Genomic DNA, 18,915 nt, shown 5'->3' on the forward strand with positions numbered 1-18,915 from the left:
TTTTTTAGCTTCGCCGCAACGATGCCGCGCTGGGTTTTCACTGCATTGAAGATTACGTTTTCACGATGTTGAAGTTGTGCTTTCAGGTAGCCTTTGCTTATTGAGGCTACCTGAAAAATCGCCCAGCCCTACTCTGGCTATCTGAAACCAGGTTTCCGCAGGAGGGCGGGTTGCTACGCCGCCCTCCCATTTTGCTTTCGCCAAACGCAATTCAGCCGGGAAAGGAAACCTTCCCGGCTGAGCTTTATTCACTTACTTGCTTACTTGGCTTAGGCCAAAGCGGCTTTGGCTTTTTCAACCAGCTGCGCGAAAGCAGCTTTGTCGAACACAGCCAAATCGGCCAACACTTTGCGGTCCAGCTCGATGGCGGCGCGTTTCAGGCCGTTCATGAATTTGCTGTAAGACAGACCGTTTTGGCGGGTGCCGGCATTAATACGGGCAATCCACAGCTGGCGGAACTGGCGTTTGCGCTGGCGGCGGTCGCGGTAGGCATATTGGCCTGCCTTCATTACCGCCTGCTTGGCAACGCGGTAGACGTTTTTACGGCGGCCGCGGTAGCCTTTGGCCAGAGCTAATACTTTTTTATGACGGGCACGTGCGGTTACACCGCGTTTTACGCGTGGCATGTTTCAGACTCCTTTATGCGTAGGGCAACATTCTGTGAACGGAAGCCACGTCGCGCTCGTTCACCATAGAGGTGCCGCGCAGCTGGCGTTTGTTCTTAGTGGTTTTTTTGGTGAGGATGTGGCGTTTGAACGCATGAGCGCGTTTCACGCCGCCGTTGCCCAGCACTTTGAAGCGTTTCTTCGCGCTGGATTTGGTTTTCATTTTAGGCATGGGAAAACTCCATCGGTTTATCGGATTAGGCATCGGGAGGCTGCCTGAAATCAGGCGGCGCTTGCAACCCGGCACCACGGTTTTATGCCGCACACAACATCAAAGCCGTTTCCCGCGTGCGGCGGAGCGGAAAACGGCGGATTATACGTTTACTTCTTCTTCGGCGCAACCATCATCACCATCTGGCGGCCTTCCATTTTGGGGAACTGCTCCACGGCGGCCACTTCGGCCAAATCGGCCTTCACGCGCTCCAGAAGCTGCGCGCCCAAATGCTGGTGGGCCATTTCGCGGCCGCGGAAGCGCAGGGTGATTTTGACTTTGTCGCCGTCGGCGAGGAAGCGGTTTACGTTGCGCATTTTGATTTGGTAATCGCCTTCGTCGGTGCCGGGGCGGAATTTGATTTCCTTAATCTGCACCTGCTTCTGCTTTTTCTTGGCTTCGTCGCGCTTTTTCGATTGCTCGTATTTGTATTTGCCGTAGTCCATCAGTTTGCAGACGGGGGGCTTGGCGGTGGGGGAAATCTCCACCAAATCCACGTCTTGCTCTTCGGCCATGGCCAAGGCTTCTTTCACGGTTACGATGCCGAGCTGCTCGCCCGTGCCGCTGATTAAACGCACTTCCTTGGCGCTGATTTCGCCGTTGATGCGTGCTTCGCGTTCTTGTGCGATGATGAATCTCCTATCAAGATGAATGGGTTGGCGCGCCTAGTTTAGCCAAAGTGGCCGGCGGCGCGCCGCTGTGCCGGCGTATCGAGCGGAGCGCCGGCTGCTCCGGAAATTTTTCAGGTAGCCTCAAAGGCGGCCTGATGTGTTTGCAATATGCTTGACTGGCAGCAATTTCCCTGCCAATTCAATCCTTTTCCTGCTGCACGTGTTCGCCCAACACAGCCACGGCATCGCGCAACGAGAGGCTGAACCGGGCGCGGACGGCTTTAATATCGGCGATGCGTTCGCCGCTTAAGTGTTCGGCAAACCATTGGCGGGCGGCTTCAGGATTGGCGCGGAACGCGGCAAGGGCGGCGCGTTCGTTACGCCTCTGCTGTATTTCGGCAGCGGCATAGGCCAACAAAGGAAGCAGGGCATAAGCGGCGTTCCCCCGCCACAGCAGGATCATCATGCCGCACAGGCAGACCAGCTTCATCCAGCCTAGAATGGAACGCTTGACCATGCCTTTCTCCTTAAATTCTGCCATGCTAATTTTTCAGGTAGCCTCTTTAAAACATCGGCAACAGGCTACCTGAAAGTGTGGGCTTCAATGAAGTTTAAAAAGCAAGCCGCTGCAATGCGCCCGCGATTATAGCAAGTTTCGCCCGCAATACGCCAAAAACCTGTGCCGCGCCGCGCAAAAGCGACACTTCCCGCCAACAGTCGGATTGTTTTGGCTTTCTTACGCAGCTGGCTGCCGCACCCAAACCAGACTGAGGGCGGGCTTGCCGCTTCCCGCTCCGCTGCAACCCGCGTTTTGCCTGCACAAACGCCCGCCCTGCCCGTTTTCACTGCATTGAAGCCGCGTTTCAGGTAGCCTTCCGCCGCATGGAGGCTACCTGAAACGCGGCTGCCATATTCACATCGTTTTGGCCTATATCAAATAATCGCCAGATAATCCCCGCCTGCCGCGCCGCCGTCTTGACCCCGTTTCGGCAAACCGCATAGCATGCCCGCCGGATTAAACGTTTCCACCCCTTCAAGCACCCCTAAGGAGCAAGCATGAAAAAACTAGCCGTATCCCTGATTGCCGCCACCCTGCTGGCCAGTGCCGGCGCTTGGGCGAAAGACATCAACGAGCCGAGCAAAGAGCCGGTAGACCGCAGCGTGCAAGTATACCGCCGCGCCGACCTGCAACGCTGGGACCGCGACCAAGCCGCAGGCGGCCAAGGCCACCTGCTCGGCCGCTTCGCCTACACCCGCCACCAAACCAACGACCAAGACGCCATCCGCGAAATCGGCTGGATGACCCTGCCGCCCGGCGCCTCCGTGGGCCTGCACAAACACGCCAACAATGAAGACGTGTATCTGATTGTGGAAGGCCGCGGCACCTTCGTGGATTCCAACGGCAAGGAAACTCCGGTAGCCGCCGGCGACATTACAATCGCCCGCCCCGGCCAGTCGCACGCGCTGAAAAACACCGGCCACCGTCCGCTGCGCTTCATCAACTTCATCGGCCAGCTGCCGAACGCTCCGGCCGCACACTAATTCTGTTTAACGGCAATAAAGGCAGCCTTCTTGATGCGGGCTGCCTTTATTGCCGCCTGATGTTTTACACCGCACCTTTACGCTTGAGCCGAAGAGGCTACCTGAAAAAGGCTACCTGAAAACGAAAACACATTTTCAGGTAGCCCTTTTAACTTTTTCAGGTAGCCTTCCGCGCCTTTACTCCAAATCCGCCCACCATTTCTCCTGCGGCGGCTTGCCGATTTGGAACATCTGCCCGATGCGCGAGGTGGCCACCTGAAGATTCCGTTCGGCGGCGGCACGGGTGAAGCGTTCGATGGGGTCTTTCCAATGGTGGTTGGCGAGGTCGAATTTACCCCAGTGTATCGGCATCACCAGCGGCGCGCCGATGTCGGCCACGGCGCTGGCGGCTTCTTCGGGGGTTTCGTGGATAAGCGCCCAGGCTGGGTCGTAGGCGCCGTTTTCAATCATGGCGAAATCGAAGGGGCCGTGTTGGGCGATGATGTTGGCAAAATGTTTGCCGTAGCCGCTATCGGCGCTGAAATAAATGGACAATTCGGGCGATTTCACCACATAGCCGCCCCACAGGGTTTTATTGCGCTCAAACGTGCGGCCGCTGAAATGGCGGGCGGGCACGTAGGTAACGGCAACCCTGCCCACGCGGGTTTGTTCTTCCCAATCTATTTCGGTGATTTTGCTGTCGGGGATACCCCAGCGTTGTAGGTGCGCTTTCACGCCCAGCGGCACGATAAAACGCTTGGCTTTGGCGTTGATTTCGCGGATGGCTTGGTAATCCAAATGGTCGTAGTGGTCGTGCGAAATCAGCACGGCGTCGATGTCGGGCAGCTCGCCCACGGTGGGCACGTGGCTCATGGCGAAAGGCTTGCCGGTGAAGGGCACGGGCGAGGCGCGGTAGAACACGGGGTCGGTGATAAAGGTTTGCCCGCCGGTGCGGAACAATACGGTGGAATGCCCGAACCACACCACGCTGCCGTCTTGGAGCTGCGATGTGTCCAGAGCCACGGTGGGCAGGGGCTTGGCCGGGTGTTTGCCCGGGGGCGGATTGAGCATTTTCCAGCCCCATTCGAGAATGGAGGGCGATTCGTCGGACGTCATCAGCGGCGTGGGCTCGAGGTTTTCAAACTCGCTGCCGTTAAACGCTTTGGAGGCGCGGATTTTCGCCATGCTCGCCTCATCCGGCTGCCCACCGAACACGGGGTGGAATTGATAAAAAGCAAAGCCGGCGGCAGCCAGCACCACCAGCAAAATCAGCAACACTTTAAACGTTTTCAATATCAGGCGTTTCCACATAAATCGCTTTTCCGGCAAAGAAGGCAACACAAAGGGGCGGCAGTATAACCGTTTGCGCGGGCAAGATAAAACCCGTTGCCCATCATAGCGCTATCTTTCGCATAAACAAAATCATAAAATCGCATACCCCTTATCTCATTTTGCAATTTCCCCGCCATGCGCCGCCTGCACAACCTCGACCTCAACCTGCTCAAAGCCCTGCACGCCCTCTTGGAAGAGCGCAACGTTACCCGCGCCGCCGCCCGCCTCTCGCTCACCCAGCCCGCCGTGAGCGGCATGCTCGCCCGCCTGCGCCAGTATTTCGACGACCCGCTTTTGGTGCGCACCGCCCAAGGCATGATGCCCACCAGCCGCGCCGAAGCCCTGGCCGAACCGCTGGCACGCATCATCGGCCAGATTGAAACCCTGGTGCAGCCGCTCGAATTTTCCCCCGCCGAGCTGGAGGCCGAGTTCAAAATCGGCACCACCGACAACAGCTTCCGCACCGTGGGCATTCCCTTCGCCGCCCAACTGCAAAGCCTCGCCCCGCACACCCGCGTGGCCTTTTTCAAGCTGCGCCGCGAAGAAATGGAAGAAAAGCTCGCCAAAGGCCGGCTCGACGCCGCCATCGCCGCGCACCCCGCCGCGCCCGACAACCTGCGCCACAAAAAGCTCTACCACGAACACTTCATCTGCGCCCTGCGCGAACACCACCCCGTATTGCAACAAGAATGGACGCTCGACACCTTCTGCCGCCAAACCTTCGCGCTCGGCTCGTTTTACGGCGGCAGCTTCTCCGGCGCCATCGACCGCGAGCTGGCCAAGCTCGGCCGCAGCCGCCGCGTGGCCCTCTCCGTGCAAAACTTCGCCCTGATTCCCGAGCTCCTGCGCCAAAGCGACCTGCTCGCCGTGGTGCCCTCGCGGCTGGTGCAGCCCGGCAACCGCCTCGCCACCCTGCCCCTGCCCTTCCCCAGCGCCGGCTACGACAAACTGCTCTTGTGGCACGAGCGCACCCACTTCGACCCCGTGCAGCAATGGATGCGCGGCGTGCTGGAAGGCGCCGTGCAGCGAGAGGCTACCTGAAAAACGGCAAAGTTATAGTGGATTAACAAAAAACGGGACAAGGCGAGCCAACGCCGTAGCGTTTTAAATTTAACTCACTATATTTTTCAGGTAGCCTCTTTCGGCATATTGAGGCTACCTGAAAATATGCACCGCGTTTTTATCTTCCTTAAAACCCATGCCTTGGCTTCACCCATTTTCAGGTAGCCTCCGCATCACCGCTCAAACCACAACACCATGCACCCTCTCCCCCTCACCGCCGCCTTCCCCGCCGCGCTGCACGACACTGCCGACGAAGTCATCCGCCACCTGCACATCCAGCCCGCCGACATGCCCAGCCAAGCTGTCTGCCTCAACGGCGAAACCCTGCACCTCCCCCGCCGCCTCTACCACCCCGCCCCGCACCCGCACGCCACCCAGCCAAACAACACCGCCCAACTCATCGCCGACTGCCTGCACAGCCGCCACCACAACGGCTTCGTGCGCCAAGCCGCATTCCGGCGGCTGGTGCGCGCCGGGCAGGCCGACTTCGTGCTGCCCTTCGCCCTCGCCCTGCTCGGCGAATACATCCTGCCCATTCAAGAAGACGCCGTGCGCCTCTTCCGCCTCAACCCCGCCGCCTTCGCCCGCCTCTGCGCCCAAAACCCGCGCTACTGGCAAACCCAGCAGCGCCGCATCGTCAGCTATTGGAACGAATATCAGCGGCCGGATTTCCCCACCCTCGCCCGCTACCCCATCTACCAAGCAGCGCAGGAAATCAACGCCGCCATCCGCCGGCTCGGCCCATCCGTTTAAACCAAAAGGCTACCTGAAAACCCTAGCCTCGCAGAAACTCGCAAAGCTCTTTTTCAGGTAGCCTTTTGCTATATCTATGCCGCCAAATTTTTCAGGTAGCCTCTTGGCTTAGAGGCTACCTGAAAACGCAACTTCAACAAAATTAAAACGTAATCAAACACAGCGCAACAAGTTTCTGCGCCGCTAAATTTTAGCTCGCAAAAACCCGCAAAACTCGTTTTCAGGTAGCCCTTCCCTCCGCCCTAGCCCCTCTGCCAAGGCGGATTGGCTGCGGCGGCTTGGGCGGCAACGGGGCAGTCGTCGCGGTGCGCGCCTTTCAGGTAGCCGGTGCTCACGAGGAATTCGCACACGATTTCGGGGCCGGTGAATTGGAAGGTTTGGCGGAAGAGCTTCACCCAGGCGGGCAAGTCTTGCGGATGGTGGCTGTCGAGCCAGCTTTTGAAGGAGCCAGATTCTTGTTGCAGGCGCAGGATTTGCCGCGCGTTGTGGATGGCGGCGTCGATTTTGCGGCGGTTGCGGATAACGCGCGGGTCGGCCAGCAGGCGTTCGCGCTCGGCCTGCCCGAAGGCGGCCACGGCGGCGATATCGAAGCCGGCATAGGCGGCGCGGATGCCTTCGGCGCGTTGCAGGATCAGCGTCCAGCTCAAGCCGGCCTGGTTGATTTCCAGCAGCAGGCGGCCGAAGAGCTCGTTGTCGTCGGCAATGGGGAAGCCGTAGAGGTGGTCGTGGTAGTGTTTGTTGGGGTTGCTGCCGTCGTCGGGCAGGCTGTGGGCGAAAGTGCAATAATCCATCGCTCAGTTCTTCAGGAAGACGAAGGCAGGCTGCCCACCAAATACACCAGCAAAACGTAGCTGCCGACGGCATTGAGCGCCACGCTGAACCAGAAGGCGCGCACGAAGCCGATGTTGGCGGTGTGGTGCTGGTAGCGCATCTGCGCCAACAAGCCGCCCGGCCAGCCGCCGAGCACGGCCAGGAGGTGCAGCACGAAATCGGGCACGCGGGTGCGGCCGTTTTGCGCGCTGCGCTTGTCGGTGCGGTAGAGGATGAGCAGCAGGCAGCTGGCCAGCAGGTAGGCCGAGGCCAGCGGCAGGGAGATAAACGATACGGCGGCCAAATAAAGCAGGATAAACGCGCTGCCGAGCAGGGTTTCGCTGAAGCCGCCGCCCAACACCGTGCCGGAGGGCGTGCTTTCGCGGTCGGCCCAGCCCAGCTCGTAGCCTTGCGGAATCACGCGGGTGGCCACCCATTCGCCGCGCCGCCGCCCCAGCACGAAGCTCACTTGTTGGTGTTTGGCCGGGCGTTTGTCGCGGAACACAAAGGCCGATTGCGGGAAAAACACGCGCGCTTTGATGGATTTCACCTTGATGTAGCCCGCCCGCTCTTCGTCGCGCCAGCGCACCACTTTGCCCACATAGGTTTCGCCGTTGACCAATTTATCTTGCCGTTTGGCCTGTTTGCGCTCTTTAAACAGCGCTTCCTCTTCTTCCGGGCTGCGCCGTTGCAGGCTGGAAGTGGCGGCGTTTTCGGCGCTGTCGAGCAGCCAGTGGCCGCCGAAGGGGTGGCTCTGCAACACGCCGCGCAACACGTCGCCCGGCTGCGGGGAAAGGTCGGTGGCGGCGAAGAGGTCGCCCACCAAAAACACGCTGATCGGTGGTTCGTCTTCGCTGTTGCTCACCACGTCGGCAATGCCGGTGCGCTCGGCTGCGTCCCACACGCGCACGGCGGCGTCCACAATCCGGCCTTCGCGCCATTCGCGCCCGGTTTCGGCGGCGTCTTCATCGTCCTCGCCTTCCGCTTCGGCGGGATGGGATACAGGCGCGGCGGGCGTTTCTTCCACTGCGGCCGCATCGGCAGCGGCGGGCTCCGGCGCGGCGGCAGCGGCGTTTTCGGCAGCCGTTTCTTCGAGAATGTCGGGGGCGGTTTGCACTTCGTGTTCGGTGTTCATGGCGGGCAAGGAAACAGTTTGGGCAAAAACGGGAAGGCTACCTGAAAAGGTGGCGCCTGCCAAGCGGATAAAGGTTTTCAGGTAGCCTTTCTCCTTCCATTAAAACTTTTTGCATCTCCACGCACAACATATTGAGCGCAAAAGGTTGGAGCTGCACCGTTCTCTGCTGGCGCAGCCGAATGGAGCGCGGTTTTTCGGGAAACAAGGGCTTGCATGTTCGAAGCGGCGCAGCCGCAAGTTGCGAGCCCGCCCGAAAAACCGTGCGGAGTGAGGGAAGTTTGGCAAAGCCAAACCTGTGCCCGCAGTCGCCTTTCTTTGCTTCCTTTCTTTGGCGAAGCAAAGAAAGGAAGTGCCCGCGCCGGCATAAGGCGCAAAAGTAAACAAGGTATGAATAGTAAAAGGCTACCTGAAAATTCATTTAGTATCGAAATTCAATCGAACCTAAGGTTTACACACCCTTCTCTCATAGAATAGAGAGCCAACAACGCAGAAAGACTACCTGAAACCGCTTCAGCCTGTTTTTCAGGTAGCCTTTTCCAGCCCGCCGCGCCGTTTTCCTATCCGGAAACACCACCTTTCCCAGCACGGCTAACCCCTCTTCCGCCAAGCGCGTTATACTGCGCCCCATTATCCACCCCATCAAAAGGAAACATCATGACCCACCAAACCCTGCAAGAAGCCGCCCGCGCCCGCCGCTCCGTTTACGCGCTGAACAAAACCCTGCCGCTGCCCGCCGAAGAAGTGGCCGCCATCGTCAAGCACGCCGTGCTGCACACCCCTTCCGCCTTCAATTCCCAGTCCACCCGCGTGGTAGTGCTCTTCGGCGCCGAACACGAAAAACTCTGGCAGCTCACCGAGCAGGCCCTGCGCCAAATCGTACCCGCCGACAAATTCGCCCCCACCGCCCAAAAGCTGGCCGGCTTCGCCGCCGCAGCCGGCACCGTGCTCTTCTTTGAAGACCAATCCGTGGTGCGCGGCCTGCAAGCGCAGTTCCCCGCCTACGCCGCCAACTTCCCCGTGTGGGCCGAGCACGCCGACGCCATGCACCAATACGCCGTGTGGACCACCTTCGCCGCCGCCGGCATCGGCGCCAACCTGCAACACTACAACCCGGTGATCGACGCCGCTGTGGCTGAACAATGGCAAATCCCCGCCGATTGGACACTGCGCGCCCAGCTCGTATTCGGCGGCATCGCCGCGCCCGCCGGCGAAAAACAATTCGCCCCGGTTGCCGAGCGCTTTAAAGTGTACGGGCTGTAAACAGCCATAAACCAAAAAAGGCCACCTGAAAGTGCACAAACATTTTTCAGGTAGCCTTTTTGGCACATTTTTCCACCGCATTCACTCGCTCGGCAGCCGCCACATCCACAACGCCACCGCCAAACACACTGCAGCCATCCCCGCGCCTGCCCACCAGCGCTCCGGAAAACGGTAAAACATCCAAGCGCACGAAGCCGTCATCATCAGCGCCGACAAAATCTTGCCCTTGAGCGGAATCGCCCGCTTGCGCTCCCAATTTTGCACCATCGGGCCGAAATAGCGGTGCGTGCTCAGCCAGCGGTGGAAACGAGGCGAAGTGCGCGACCAGCAGCCCGCCGCCAGCAGCACGAAAGGCACGGTGGGCAGCCCCGGCAGGAAAATGCCGATGATGCCCAACAGCAGCGAAAGCCAGCCCGCCAGCCACACCAGCGGCCGCCACAGCGGCAGCCAGGAATCGCGCCCGCACAAGCGCCGCCGCCGTATCCACAGCACGCCCGCCGCCAGCCCTGCCTCCAAAAAAGCCGCGCCGAGCCATATAGGGTTGTTTGCAATATTGATATTATCCATTCCGCCCCGCAAAAAAAATTTTCAGGTAGCCTGATGCCGCAATCGGGCATAAAGGCTACCTGAAAACAGTTTTCCAGCCAAGCTATTCGGCGGTTTGCAGATGATCCAGCGGCAACACGGTGGAGTTTTTCACTTCCTGCAACACAAAGCTGGAGCGCGCATCCACCACGCCGGGGTGCGCCAGCAGCGTATCCAGGATGAAATGGGAGAAGCTTTCCATATCGGAGAAAAAGGCGTGCAGCATATAGTCGGTTTCGCCGGTAAGCGCGAAGCAGCGCAACACCTGCGGCCATTTGCGCACAGATTCGGCAAAGCCGTCGCGCAGGTGGTTGGCCTTATCCACCGACACACGGATAAACACCTGCAAGCCGAGCGCCACGGCAGAAGGGTGTACCAGTGCCGCATAGCCGCGGATGATGCCGGTGGACTCCAACTGTTTCAGGCGGCGGAGGCAGGGCGAAGGGGAAAGCGCAACACGTTCGGACAGCTCCACATTGCTCAGGCGGCCGTTGTGTTGCAGAGCCTGGAGGATTTTCAGGTCGATTTTATCCAGCGAAACAGTAGTTGTCATGATTCGGTATCCAATCATACTTTCTGGTTTAAAGGCAGTATGTGCGCCACTCCGGGCAGGCAGCCAGGGCGACAACAATATGGCCGGCTTGTGGCCGGCCTGTGCTGCATGCACGAAAATTCGTGCATATTATATTGTATTTGTGTTGGAATAATCCGCCATAATTTTCATTAATAGCGAAATATACCGCCTTAACTCTACGTCATTTGGGCATTTCCGAAGCCGGTTTGGCCGGAAAGCACCGGCTCCAATCTCAAACAACCTCTCGCTTTCTACGGTTTTAGTTTACACCTTTGCCGCTAGAATTGCTATTCCAACCATCAATTTATGCTTGACAATAGGCAATAATCTTGCCCAATTTCCTACTTTCGAGCGATAATCAAGACGTTTGCAGGAGAGACCGTTAATACAACAACGGCACCGAAGGCGCAAAACCCCTTAAATCGCTCAGGTAAAAGGACTGCAAGCCCGTTTCAAAACAATCATCTTCCCCTGCCTGCCCGCGCGGGCTACCTGAAACGGCCTCATCTGGAGAGCGGCATTCATTGCCCACCGAAGGATACAAGGCATCCCCTGCCGAAAATCTCAGGTACCCCGGACAGATAGGGAGGCTTCCCCATTACTGCCAACGGAGACTCCGAATCATGTCTGCAATCAAAACCACCCCCTTCCACCAAGCCCACCTCGACGCCGGCGCCAAGCTGGTAGATTTCGCCGGCTGGGAGCTGCCCATCCACTACGGCTCGCAAATCGCCGAACACGAAGCCGTGCGCACCGACGCCGGCATGTTCGACGTATCGCACATGCTGGTTACCGACGTGGCCGGCGACCAAGCCAAAGCCTTCTTCCGCAAGCTTTTGGCCAACGACGTGGCCAAGCTCGGTTTCGTGGGTAAAGCGCTTTATTCCGCCATGCTCAACGACAAAGGCGGCGTCATCGACGACCTCATCGTGTATCGCGGCAACGAAGCCGAAACGCAATACCGCATCGTGTCCAACGGCGCCACCCGCGAAAAAGACTCCGCCCAATTCCAGAAAATCGGCGCCGAGTTCGGCATCAAGCTTACCCCGCGCTACGACTTGGCCATGCTCGCCGTGCAAGGCCCCAAAGCCATCGCCAAGCTGCTCACCGTGAAACCCGAATGGGCAGACACCGTAAACGGCCTCAAACCCTTCCAAGGCGCCGATTTGGGCCATGACTGGTTTGTCGCCCGCACCGGCTACACCGGCGAAGACGGCGTGGAAGTGATCCTGCCCGCAGGCGAAGCCGTGGCCTTCTTCAAAGCCCTCCAGCAAGCCGGCGTGAAACCCTGCGGCCTAGGCGCGCGCGACACCCTGCGCATGGAAGCCGGCATGAACCTCTACGGCAACGACATGGACGACGACACCAGCCCGCTCGAAGCCGGCATGGCCTGGACGGTGGACTTGAAAGACGAAAACCGCGACTTCGTGGGCAAAGCCCCGCTCCTCGCGCTGAAAGAAAAAGGCGTGAGCGTCAAACAAGTCGGCCTCCTGCTGGCCAAAGGCGGCGTGCTGCGCGAACACATGGAAGTGATCACCGACGCCGGCAAAGGCATCACCACCAGCGGCGTGTTCTCCCCCAGCCTCAAGCAGTCCATCGCCATCGCGCGCGTGCCCAAAGCCTTTGAAGGCAGCACCGCCAAAGCCGTTATCCGCGGCCGCGAAGTGGAAGTGCGCGTGCTGAAGCTGCCCTTCGTGCGCAACGGCCAAAAACAGTTTGATTAAACCGCAGGCCGTGTAGAAAGTTTTCAGGTAGCCTGATGCCCAATCGGGCATAGAGGCTACCTGAAAATAAAAAGCAGCTTCCCACCACGGAAACCGCATCCATGACATCCCAATTCAAACCAGCAGCCCTATTCTTCTGCCTTGCCCTAACAGGCTGCGCCGGGCTGGCTGGCAGTGGCGATACCCAGCCTATCCCCTTTTCCGACACAAACGGTCGGCTGCACACCGCTTCCTTTATGACCGCCTATGGCGGCGACGGCAAAATCGCCGGCGAAGTTACCATCAGCAACCAATTTTCGCTCAACATCGTGCGCATGAATGCAGATTTGAGCATCGCTATCCGCGACCACGCAGGCAACAGCCGCGCCGAAAACCTGAAAGCCTTAGCCAACGCCAAAAGCTTCACGGCGTATGTGTTCAGCAAAAATGCCGGCACGATTGAAGTAAACCATGTCCGCGCCACACACGGCATTTGCACTGACTACCGCAGCAAAGGCGTGGCCGTGAAAATTGCCGACAATATGTACTACCAAGGCAGGCATCAAAACCAAAACCGCTTTGTCTTCCGCAGTAGCGGCGTAGCAGCGAAAAACCCGGCCAACCGCTCCGTGCAGTCTGCCACGCTTGATTTTTCCGCCGCCACCGGCATACCGGACAACATCAAAACACAATGGCGCCAAAACCAAGCCGGCATCGCCGAGGCCGCGAAAGTACACCATGCCCGCTTAAACGAGCTGCTTGCCGTCGGCATCTGCCCATAACAACATAGAGGCTACCTGAAAACCGATTCCGCTATTTTGCAAAGGCTCCCCACCATGCGCCAAAACCTGCTGATTTCATTATTGTTCGCCGTATTCGGCTTGGCCGCCTGCTCGCCGCAGGACAACAGCCCAAGCACGCCAACTGCTGCCGCCTCCGCGCCTGCCGCCGCTTCCGCTCCCGCGCCTGTTGCCGAGGCACCAACCGCCGCCGCACCCGTTGCGCTGGAAGGCTCGTGGAAAGATGCCGTGCCCGTGTATTACCAAACGCCCGACCCCGGTTTGAAACGTGCGCTCGCCATCCTGCATCAAGGACTGAACGACCCAATCATGACCACGCCCGGAGCCAAGCCCGGCCCGTTCAACAACTTCTCCGTTTGGGCAGCGCAAATCTTGGCCACACATCCGGATCAAACCATGGCGTGGTGTCAGGAGTTGCGGCAGCAACACCCCAATAATCAGCTCATCCTGATATTCAAACTCTCCGGTACGCCGGATAGCGGCAAGTGCCTAGGCCAGCTTGAACTGCCGCCCGAATACAGGGAAGTATTGATTAGACCCGTCCCCACCGCAGAAAACTTCCTAAGCCTGAACTTCGCGCCGGCAACCCTCGACATCCACTGGGCAAGCTTCTATGCCACCGGCCAGCCCGAATACATCTACCGCATCGTCGATTATGTGGCCGACAACACCAAGCTGCTCGACGAGAAACCGGCCAACCCCACCCAGCAAGATGCCGAAAACATCCTAACCTACGGCGCCGCCCGCTGGTCGCTTGCCTCCAATATGCAGCAATACCCGCAAATCAAAGCCCTGGTAGAACAGCATACCGCCAGCTGGCCTGCCGAAAGGCGCCAAGCCCTCGAACGCGCCTTGCAAGTCCGGCAACAATAATTTAGGCTACCTGAAAACATTAGCTTCAACATAACCAACCCCTTACCCACCCGCATCAAGAAAGGAACCACCATGCGCCTTATCCTCGCCCTGCTCCTGCCCTGGCTGCAATTCTTCACCATCGGCAGGCCGTTTGCCGGCACCATTTGCCTGATTCTGCAACTCACCATCATCGGCTGGCTGCCCGCCGCCATCTGGTCGGTGTATGCCCTGAGCCAATACAAAACCGACCAGAAAATCCGCCGCGCCCTGCAAGAGCGTTGAGGCTACCTGAAAACTGCAAATCCAAACGCAGCCCTTCCGAAAGCCCAAACAATTCACACACACAACAACAAATTTGCCGCGCAGGCCGCCCGATTTTTCAGGTAGCCTTGCGCCAGCGCAAACCCCATACAGGCAAACCCTGTATAATGTGAATGACCCTAACCATTCCCACCCTCTAACTACGGAGAAAAACCATGAGCAACAACATCCCCGCCGAACTCAAATATGTCGCCAGCCACGAATGGCTGCGCCTCGAAGCCGATGGCAGCGTAACCGTTGGCGTAACCGACCACGCGCAAGAGCTGCTGGGCGAAATCGTATTCGTCGAGCTGCCCGAAGTGGGCGCCACCCTGGCCGCCGAAGACCAAGCCGGCGCGCTGGAATCCGTGAAAGCCGCGTCTGATGTGTATTCCCCCATCGCCGGCGAAGTGGTGGCTGTGAATGAAGGCCTGCCCGACGCCCCCGAAACCGTAAACAGCGACCCCTATGGCGAAGGCTGGTTCTTCCGCCTCAAACCCGCCAACCCCGCTGATTTAGACGGCCTGATGAACGCCGAGCAATACGCCGCCGAGCTCGGCTAACCGCCCGCGTTACACAAAAAGGCTACCTGAAAACGCAGCGCAGCGAAGTTTCTGCGAAGCTAAAATTTTTCAGGTAGCCTTTTTGCTTGGCCGGCGGGTTTGCCATGCCCGCCTCCTGCACGCCCTAGCCGTTCGAGCGCTCCAGCAGCATCAGCATCATTAGCGACAACACCACCAATTCATCATGCGCCGCCGTGCCCGTTTTCTCCAAGCTGAAACGCCGCTCCACCAGCGAAGGCTCTTTCTTCAGCAGATACACCTGCTGCCCCGAAGCATCGGTAATCTCATAGCTCGGATTAAGAATATAGCCGCTGAGCGCGCCAATCAGCGGAATCTCGCCCACCAGCCCGTCCCAAAACGCAATCCACGGGTTTTTCTCCTGGATTTGGTAGAGCGGCTGCCCGTCTGCGCCGAAAATCCGGTAGCGCACGCGCCACAGCGAGCGCATCCCGTCGCGCCGCACCGAGCCCAGCTCCGCGCCGTTTTCGCCGAAAATCCGATAGCAGGCGTTGAAATCGATGATGCGGTCGGCACAGATGCGGTACAGCCGCTCGCACCGATCCGCACTGCGAAAAATCTCCACTTCTTCCTTCAGCTTGAAAATCTTCTGGCGCGTGTAGGCAATCTCCTGCCCGCCCTCATCCAGCACGCTGAAATCGTTGGACGGCGTGAAAATCTTAAAATGAAAACGCAAAGGGAAACGGATATTCTGCATCCTATTCTTCTCCTATATATAACTCGGGCTACCTGAAAAACCTGTCAAACCATTTTCAGGTAGCCCTAATGCCGCAACAGGCTACCTGAAAACCTGCCTTAAGCCTCTTCACTTTCCCGCGCCGCATCTGCCGCATCGTAAGCATCCACAATCTTCTGCACCAGCGGATGCCGCACCACGTCTTCGCTGGTAAAGGTGTGGAAATAAATGCCTTCGATGCCTTGCAGCTTCTCGCGCGCGTCTTTCAGGCCGGATTTGATGTTGCGCGGCAGGTCAATTTGGCTGATGTCGCCGGTAATCGCCGCCTTGGCGCCGAAGCCGATGCGCGTGAGAAACATCTTCATCTGCTCGGGCGTGGTGTTTTGCGCCTCGTCCAGAATCACATAGGCGCCGTTGAGCGTGCGCCCGCGCATATAGGCCAGCGGCGCAATCTCAATCGTGCCCTTTTCCAACAGCTTGGTTACGCGGTCGAAGCCCATCAAGTCATACAGCGCGTCATACAGCGGGCGCAGGTAGGGATCCACTTTCTGCGCCAAATCGCCCGGCAGGAAGCCGAGTTTCTCGCCCGCCTCCACCGCAGGGCGCACCAGCACAATGCGTTCCACCTCGTGCTTGCCCATGGCATCCACCGCCGCCGCCACGGCCAGATAAGTCTTGCCTGTGCCCGCCGGGCCGAGGCCGAACACGATATCGTGGTTTAAAAGGGCGCGGATATAGCCGTTTTGGCGCGGCGTGCGCCCGCCCAGCTTGCCGCGCCGCGTTTGCAGGAAATATTGGTGCCCCGGCTCGCTCTGCGGCACAAACTCCGCATCGGCGGTTTTGGCTTCCACCGCCGCCAGCTGGATGTCGCCGTTATCCAAATCGCGCCGCTCGGCAATATCCGCCAGCTTCAGCAGCGCCTGCCGCGCCGCGTGGGCATTGGCGCCGATAAAGGTGAATTCGGCAAAACGCCGCCCGATTTCCACCGACAGCGCCTTGCCCAGCATTTCCAGGTTTTCCTCCAGCGGCCCGCACAGCCGCTGCAAAACCGCGTTGTCGATGTCGTCAAACTTCAAATGTACAGTATGGCTCATAAGCTCCCAGTCTTCGTTTAAGCCGCCACCCAGCCCTGCCGGGCAGCCGGAACACATAGAATTAATAAGATGATAGGCCGTATCGCGCAGCGGGGCAAATCCCTTTTTGTGGCATAAAAGGCTACCTGAAAGCGGCAAGCGCCGTGCAGCCGAAATCGCCCGCCGCCACCGCGATACATTGTTGCATGAAGCATACACTTTCGCCCATATCTGCCCTTTTGCCTGCGATTGGATTTGTTTTTTTGCCGCCAAACAATTATATTGCAGCCATGAAATCGCTAATGCGGCGATTGCGTGAGAGCTTAGAAAGAAAGACAAGTTTCTTTTTTAAGTGTGTATTTTTTAGTTTAGACATAGATAAAGGAATGCAGCATGAAAAAAACCCTGATTGCATTAGCATTGGTTTCCTTGCCGGTTGCCGCTTCTGCAGAAGTGATTCTGTACGGTAAAATCCGTGGCGGTGTTGAATTTACTCGTGACGGTGCTCAAAGCAAAAATCAAGGGCCCGCCGGCTCCGCAGAAAACTACCAGAAGAATTCTTGGAGCGTAGTAGACTACAGCAGCTACATCGGCTTCAAGGGTTCGGAAGACCTCGGTGGCAACCTGAAAGTTATTTGGCAGGTAGAAAACCGAGTTAATCTGGCTGATAAAGGTAGCGGCTCTGACAGCAGCAAACGCGACACCTTCATCGGCTTGGAAGGCGGCTTCGGTACCTTCAAACTGGGTCATGTAACCTCTCCCCTGAAAGAAACCCTTGACGCCCAAGACAACTGGGAATACAACAGCAACTATTTGGGCTTGAGTCGTTATGGCCGCTTCGGTAAACGCCGTGCCAGCTTGAACTACCATTCTCCTGATTTCGGCGGCTTTGATTTCGGCTTCCAGCTGACCCCCGGTAAAAACGCCCATGGTGGCGACACCACTACCGAAGACGGCAGACCGGTATTCGGTTTGGGCTTGGGCTACAAAAACAGCGGCTTCTTCGGTCGTTACGCTGTTGAATATGCCCGCCGCGCTGCTGGTGCTTCTGGCGACCAGAAGGATGTTCATGTACACAACCTGAGCGTTGGCTATGATGCAAACAACCTGTATGTTGCCGGTGCCTTCCAATACGGTAAAAACGTAAACCCGAGCTTTAATGATCCTACTGTCAACCCAGATCCCTACGATATCGCTATCTCTGCGGGCAATGAAGTTGACGCTAAAACCAAAGAGGCTCAAATTTCCGCAGCTTACACTTTCGGTGCCGTTACACCGAAGATTACTGTAGCTTACGGTCGTGCTGATACCAACTTTAGAGGTACTGATGGCGCCCGCTACCTGCAAGCCATCGTTGGCGCTGACTACGCCTTCTCTCGCCGCACTACCGGTTTGGTATCTGTAGGCTGGTTGCGCGACAAAGTCAACTCTGACGCTGAACACTTGAACTCTTGGGGCATTGGTACTGGCTTGGTACACAAATTCTAATTTGTGGCTAGCTTAGTCTAGTAACCCAACGAAAAGGCTTGCTTCGGCAAGCCTTTTTCTATGCTGTTGGCAACATCAAAAAGGCTACCTGAAAATTTAGCTTCGCAGAAACTTCACTGCGTTGCGTTTTCAGGTAGCCTTTTTCCATTCCGCCGGCAGTGCCTAGCTTTCCTCCAGCCCCGCCAGAATCGCGCATTCCGGGCAATCGCTGCCGGCGCAGGCATCGTGCCAGCGTTGCAGCTCGGCCACCATGTTTTGCAGTTTGCCGATTTGCGCTTCCAGCTCGGAGATGTGTTGGGCGGTGAGCGCCTTCACTTCGCGGCTGGTACGTTGCGGATTGTCTTGCAACTGCAGCAGTCGGCCGATTTGCGGCAGCGAAAAGCCCACTTCGCGTGCATGGCGGATAAAGCGCAGGCGGGCAAGGTTTGCCTGATTGTAGCGGCGGTAGCCCGCTTCGCTGCGCTCGGCAGGCGTGAGCAGCCCGTGTGTTTCATAATCGCGGATTTGTTTGGCGGAAAGGCCGCTGGCGGCAGCGGCTTGGCTAATGTTCATCATGGCGCTTGACCTTTACTCGGGGTGAAGCTTTATAGTGGCGGCACACGGCGGGAAAACAAGCCCGCATTCCATCGTTTGAGGCTACCTGAAAAATAGAAAGGAATCCCCATGCAAACTCTTACCCTCAACATCGGCGGCATGAGCTGCGGCGGCTGCGTGAAAAGCGTTACCCGCATTCTGGAAAACACCGAAGGCGTGGCCAAAGCCGAGGTGAGCCTGGAAAAGCAAAACGCCGTTATCGAGTTTGATCCGGCGAAAACCAATGCCGCCGCGCTGATTGAAGCCGTGGAAGACGGCGGCTACGATGCGGCTCTGTAAGCCTGCCGCACCCAAGGCTACCTGAAAACGCAGCGCAGCGAAGTTTC

23 protein-coding genes and 2 riboswitches are annotated in these 18,915 nt (G+C 58.1%); of the genes, 11 read left to right on the plus strand and 12 right to left on the minus strand.

Annotation, left to right across the window (positions count from 1 at the left end; genetic code table 11):
* Positions 1 to 269: 269 nt before the first annotated feature.
* The 4 genes from rplT to A7P95_RS09485 form a co-directional block, all read right to left on the minus strand.
* Complete coding sequence (rplT, locus tag A7P95_RS09470; protein WP_067594501.1) at positions 270 to 626, minus strand: 50S ribosomal protein L20; 357 nt, start codon at positions 624 to 626, stop codon at positions 270 to 272.
* A 13-nt stretch (positions 627 to 639) separates the two neighbouring features.
* The gene (gene rpmI / locus A7P95_RS09475; protein WP_067594504.1) at positions 640 to 837 is read right to left on the minus strand and encodes a 50S ribosomal protein L35; all 198 of its coding nucleotides are present in this window, start codon (positions 835 to 837) and stop codon (positions 640 to 642) included.
* A 149-nt stretch (positions 838 to 986) separates the two neighbouring features.
* Positions 987 to 1,508, minus strand: a complete 522-nt coding sequence (gene infC, locus A7P95_RS09480) for a translation initiation factor IF-3 (protein WP_082890789.1) — start codon at positions 1,506 to 1,508, stop codon at positions 987 to 989.
* 178 nt (positions 1,509 to 1,686) lie between these two features.
* A complete protein-coding gene (locus A7P95_RS09485) occupies positions 1,687 to 2,004 on the minus strand; it encodes a hypothetical protein (protein WP_156503576.1) in 318 nt (105 codons plus the stop codon).
* Positions 2,005 to 2,543: 539 nt separating this feature from the next.
* Between A7P95_RS09485 and A7P95_RS09490 the strand changes: the two genes are divergently transcribed.
* Positions 2,544 to 3,029 carry a cupin domain-containing protein gene (locus A7P95_RS09490; RefSeq protein WP_067594513.1) on the plus strand — a complete coding sequence of 162 codons (486 nt, stop codon included), beginning with the start codon at positions 2,544 to 2,546 and terminating at the stop codon, positions 3,027 to 3,029.
* Between the two features lie 177 nt (positions 3,030 to 3,206).
* On the opposite strand, the gene A7P95_RS09495 is transcribed toward A7P95_RS09490, so the two are convergent.
* Positions 3,207 to 4,319: an MBL fold metallo-hydrolase gene (locus A7P95_RS09495; protein WP_067594517.1), complete on the minus strand. Its 1,113-nt coding sequence runs from the start codon at positions 4,317 to 4,319 to the stop codon at positions 3,207 to 3,209.
* A gap of 156 nt (positions 4,320 to 4,475) precedes the next feature.
* On the opposite strand from A7P95_RS09495, the gene A7P95_RS09500 reads away from it, so the two are divergent.
* Complete coding sequence (locus A7P95_RS09500; protein WP_067594520.1) at positions 4,476 to 5,381, plus strand: LysR family transcriptional regulator; 906 nt, start codon at positions 4,476 to 4,478, stop codon at positions 5,379 to 5,381.
* 216 nt (positions 5,382 to 5,597) lie between these two features.
* The gene (locus A7P95_RS09505) at positions 5,598 to 6,155 is read left to right on the plus strand and encodes a hypothetical protein (RefSeq protein WP_067594523.1); all 558 of its coding nucleotides are present in this window, start codon (positions 5,598 to 5,600) and stop codon (positions 6,153 to 6,155) included.
* Between the two features lie 242 nt (positions 6,156 to 6,397).
* Here A7P95_RS09505 and A7P95_RS09510 read toward each other — a convergent pair whose 3' ends face one another.
* Entirely contained in the window at positions 6,398 to 6,946 is a 549-nt protein-coding gene (locus A7P95_RS09510; RefSeq protein WP_067594527.1) for a DNA-3-methyladenine glycosylase I, read from the minus strand.
* An 11-nt stretch (positions 6,947 to 6,957) separates the two neighbouring features.
* Complete coding sequence (locus A7P95_RS09515) at positions 6,958 to 8,163, minus strand: DUF1294 domain-containing protein (protein WP_067594530.1); 1,206 nt, start codon at positions 8,161 to 8,163, stop codon at positions 6,958 to 6,960.
* Positions 8,164 to 8,754: 591 nt separating this feature from the next.
* On the opposite strand from A7P95_RS09515, the gene A7P95_RS09520 reads away from it, so the two are divergent.
* A complete protein-coding gene (locus A7P95_RS09520; RefSeq protein WP_067594533.1) occupies positions 8,755 to 9,360 on the plus strand; it encodes a nitroreductase family protein in 606 nt (201 codons plus the stop codon).
* Between the two features lie 81 nt (positions 9,361 to 9,441).
* Here the strand turns inward: A7P95_RS09520 and A7P95_RS09525 are convergent, their stop codons facing one another.
* Both A7P95_RS09525 and A7P95_RS09530 read right to left on the minus strand, forming a co-directional pair.
* Positions 9,442 to 9,801: a YbaN family protein gene (locus A7P95_RS09525; protein WP_067594709.1), complete on the minus strand. Its 360-nt coding sequence runs from the start codon at positions 9,799 to 9,801 to the stop codon at positions 9,442 to 9,444.
* A gap of 208 nt (positions 9,802 to 10,009) precedes the next feature.
* The gene (locus tag A7P95_RS09530; protein WP_067594536.1) at positions 10,010 to 10,498 is read right to left on the minus strand and encodes an Lrp/AsnC family transcriptional regulator; all 489 of its coding nucleotides are present in this window, start codon (positions 10,496 to 10,498) and stop codon (positions 10,010 to 10,012) included.
* 381 nt (positions 10,499 to 10,879) lie between these two features.
* Positions 10,880 to 10,971, plus strand: a riboswitch (glycine riboswitch).
* Between the two features lie 45 nt (positions 10,972 to 11,016).
* A riboswitch (glycine riboswitch) is annotated at positions 11,017 to 11,110 on the plus strand.
* A 32-nt stretch (positions 11,111 to 11,142) separates the two neighbouring features.
* Here A7P95_RS09530 and gcvT point away from each other — a divergent pair.
* The 5 genes from gcvT (at position 11,143) to gcvH (ending at position 14,740) form a co-directional block, all read left to right on the plus strand.
* The gene (gene gcvT, locus A7P95_RS09535) at positions 11,143 to 12,243 is read left to right on the plus strand and encodes a glycine cleavage system aminomethyltransferase GcvT (protein WP_067594539.1); all 1,101 of its coding nucleotides are present in this window, start codon (positions 11,143 to 11,145) and stop codon (positions 12,241 to 12,243) included.
* 101 nt (positions 12,244 to 12,344) lie between these two features.
* On the plus strand, positions 12,345 to 13,004 hold the full coding sequence (locus A7P95_RS09540; RefSeq protein WP_067594542.1) for a DUF8095 domain-containing protein: 660 nt from the start codon (positions 12,345 to 12,347) through the stop codon (positions 13,002 to 13,004).
* 54 nt (positions 13,005 to 13,058) lie between these two features.
* Complete coding sequence (locus A7P95_RS09545; RefSeq protein ID WP_067594545.1) at positions 13,059 to 13,895, plus strand: hypothetical protein; 837 nt, start codon at positions 13,059 to 13,061, stop codon at positions 13,893 to 13,895.
* Positions 13,896 to 13,967: 72 nt separating this feature from the next.
* On the plus strand, positions 13,968 to 14,159 hold the full coding sequence (locus A7P95_RS09550; RefSeq protein WP_067594548.1) for a YqaE/Pmp3 family membrane protein: 192 nt from the start codon (positions 13,968 to 13,970) through the stop codon (positions 14,157 to 14,159).
* A 194-nt stretch (positions 14,160 to 14,353) separates the two neighbouring features.
* Positions 14,354 to 14,740, plus strand: a complete 387-nt coding sequence (gene gcvH, locus A7P95_RS09555) for a glycine cleavage system protein GcvH (RefSeq protein WP_067594551.1) — start codon at positions 14,354 to 14,356, stop codon at positions 14,738 to 14,740.
* Between the two features lie 124 nt (positions 14,741 to 14,864).
* Here gcvH and A7P95_RS09560 read toward each other — a convergent pair whose 3' ends face one another.
* Entirely contained in the window at positions 14,865 to 15,455 is a 591-nt protein-coding gene (locus tag A7P95_RS09560; protein WP_067594554.1) for an LURP-one-related/scramblase family protein, read from the minus strand.
* A 98-nt stretch (positions 15,456 to 15,553) separates the two neighbouring features.
* Complete coding sequence (locus A7P95_RS09565; RefSeq protein ID WP_067594557.1) at positions 15,554 to 16,528, minus strand: PhoH family protein; 975 nt, start codon at positions 16,526 to 16,528, stop codon at positions 15,554 to 15,556.
* Between the two features lie 372 nt (positions 16,529 to 16,900).
* On the opposite strand from A7P95_RS09565, the gene A7P95_RS11265 reads away from it, so the two are divergent.
* Entirely contained in the window at positions 16,901 to 17,995 is a 1,095-nt protein-coding gene (locus A7P95_RS11265; protein ID WP_082890791.1) for a porin, read from the plus strand.
* Between the two features lie 162 nt (positions 17,996 to 18,157).
* Here the strand turns inward: A7P95_RS11265 and cueR are convergent, their stop codons facing one another.
* Positions 18,158 to 18,550, minus strand: a complete 393-nt coding sequence (gene cueR / locus A7P95_RS09575) for a Cu(I)-responsive transcriptional regulator (protein WP_067594562.1) — start codon at positions 18,548 to 18,550, stop codon at positions 18,158 to 18,160.
* 108 nt (positions 18,551 to 18,658) lie between these two features.
* Between cueR and A7P95_RS09580 the strand changes: the two genes are divergently transcribed.
* A complete protein-coding gene (locus A7P95_RS09580; RefSeq protein WP_067594565.1) occupies positions 18,659 to 18,868 on the plus strand; it encodes a heavy-metal-associated domain-containing protein in 210 nt (69 codons plus the stop codon).
* Positions 18,869 to 18,915 lie beyond the last annotated feature (47 nt).

Source organism: Eikenella longinqua (genome assembly GCF_001648355.1).
Classification (GTDB): domain Bacteria; phylum Pseudomonadota; class Gammaproteobacteria; order Burkholderiales; family Neisseriaceae; genus Eikenella; species Eikenella longinqua.

Excerpts from the sequence above, each read along its gene's own strand:
- rplT (WP_067594501.1), bottom strand. The coding sequence starts at position 626 with ATGCCACGCGTAAAACGCGGTGTAACCGCACGTGCCCGTCATAAAAAA.
- rpmI (WP_067594504.1), bottom strand. The coding sequence starts at position 837 with ATGCCTAAAATGAAAACCAAATCCAGCGCGAAGAAACGCTTCAAAGTG.
- A7P95_RS09485 (WP_156503576.1), bottom strand. The coding sequence starts at position 2,004 with ATGGTCAAGCGTTCCATTCTAGGCTGGATGAAGCTGGTCTGCCTGTGC.
- A7P95_RS09490 (WP_067594513.1), top strand. The coding sequence starts at position 2,544 with ATGAAAAAACTAGCCGTATCCCTGATTGCCGCCACCCTGCTGGCCAGT.
- A7P95_RS09495 (WP_067594517.1), bottom strand. The coding sequence starts at position 4,319 with ATGTGGAAACGCCTGATATTGAAAACGTTTAAAGTGTTGCTGATTTTG.
- A7P95_RS09500 (WP_067594520.1), top strand. The coding sequence starts at position 4,476 with ATGCGCCGCCTGCACAACCTCGACCTCAACCTGCTCAAAGCCCTGCAC.
- A7P95_RS09505 (WP_067594523.1), top strand. The coding sequence starts at position 5,598 with ATGCACCCTCTCCCCCTCACCGCCGCCTTCCCCGCCGCGCTGCACGAC.
- A7P95_RS09510 (WP_067594527.1), bottom strand. The coding sequence starts at position 6,946 with ATGGATTATTGCACTTTCGCCCACAGCCTGCCCGACGACGGCAGCAAC.
- A7P95_RS09520 (WP_067594533.1), top strand. The coding sequence starts at position 8,755 with ATGACCCACCAAACCCTGCAAGAAGCCGCCCGCGCCCGCCGCTCCGTT.
- A7P95_RS09530 (WP_067594536.1), bottom strand. The coding sequence starts at position 10,498 with ATGACAACTACTGTTTCGCTGGATAAAATCGACCTGAAAATCCTCCAG.
- gcvT (WP_067594539.1), top strand. The coding sequence starts at position 11,143 with ATGTCTGCAATCAAAACCACCCCCTTCCACCAAGCCCACCTCGACGCC.
- A7P95_RS09540 (WP_067594542.1), top strand. The coding sequence starts at position 12,345 with ATGACATCCCAATTCAAACCAGCAGCCCTATTCTTCTGCCTTGCCCTA.
- A7P95_RS09545 (WP_067594545.1), top strand. The coding sequence starts at position 13,059 with ATGCGCCAAAACCTGCTGATTTCATTATTGTTCGCCGTATTCGGCTTG.
- A7P95_RS09550 (WP_067594548.1), top strand. The coding sequence starts at position 13,968 with ATGCGCCTTATCCTCGCCCTGCTCCTGCCCTGGCTGCAATTCTTCACC.
- gcvH (WP_067594551.1), top strand. The coding sequence starts at position 14,354 with ATGAGCAACAACATCCCCGCCGAACTCAAATATGTCGCCAGCCACGAA.
- A7P95_RS09560 (WP_067594554.1), bottom strand. The coding sequence starts at position 15,455 with ATGCAGAATATCCGTTTCCCTTTGCGTTTTCATTTTAAGATTTTCACG.
- A7P95_RS09565 (WP_067594557.1), bottom strand. The coding sequence starts at position 16,528 with ATGAGCCATACTGTACATTTGAAGTTTGACGACATCGACAACGCGGTT.
- A7P95_RS11265 (WP_082890791.1), top strand. The coding sequence starts at position 16,901 with ATGAAAAAAACCCTGATTGCATTAGCATTGGTTTCCTTGCCGGTTGCC.
- cueR (WP_067594562.1), bottom strand. The coding sequence starts at position 18,550 with ATGATGAACATTAGCCAAGCCGCTGCCGCCAGCGGCCTTTCCGCCAAA.
- A7P95_RS09580 (WP_067594565.1), top strand. The coding sequence starts at position 18,659 with ATGCAAACTCTTACCCTCAACATCGGCGGCATGAGCTGCGGCGGCTGC.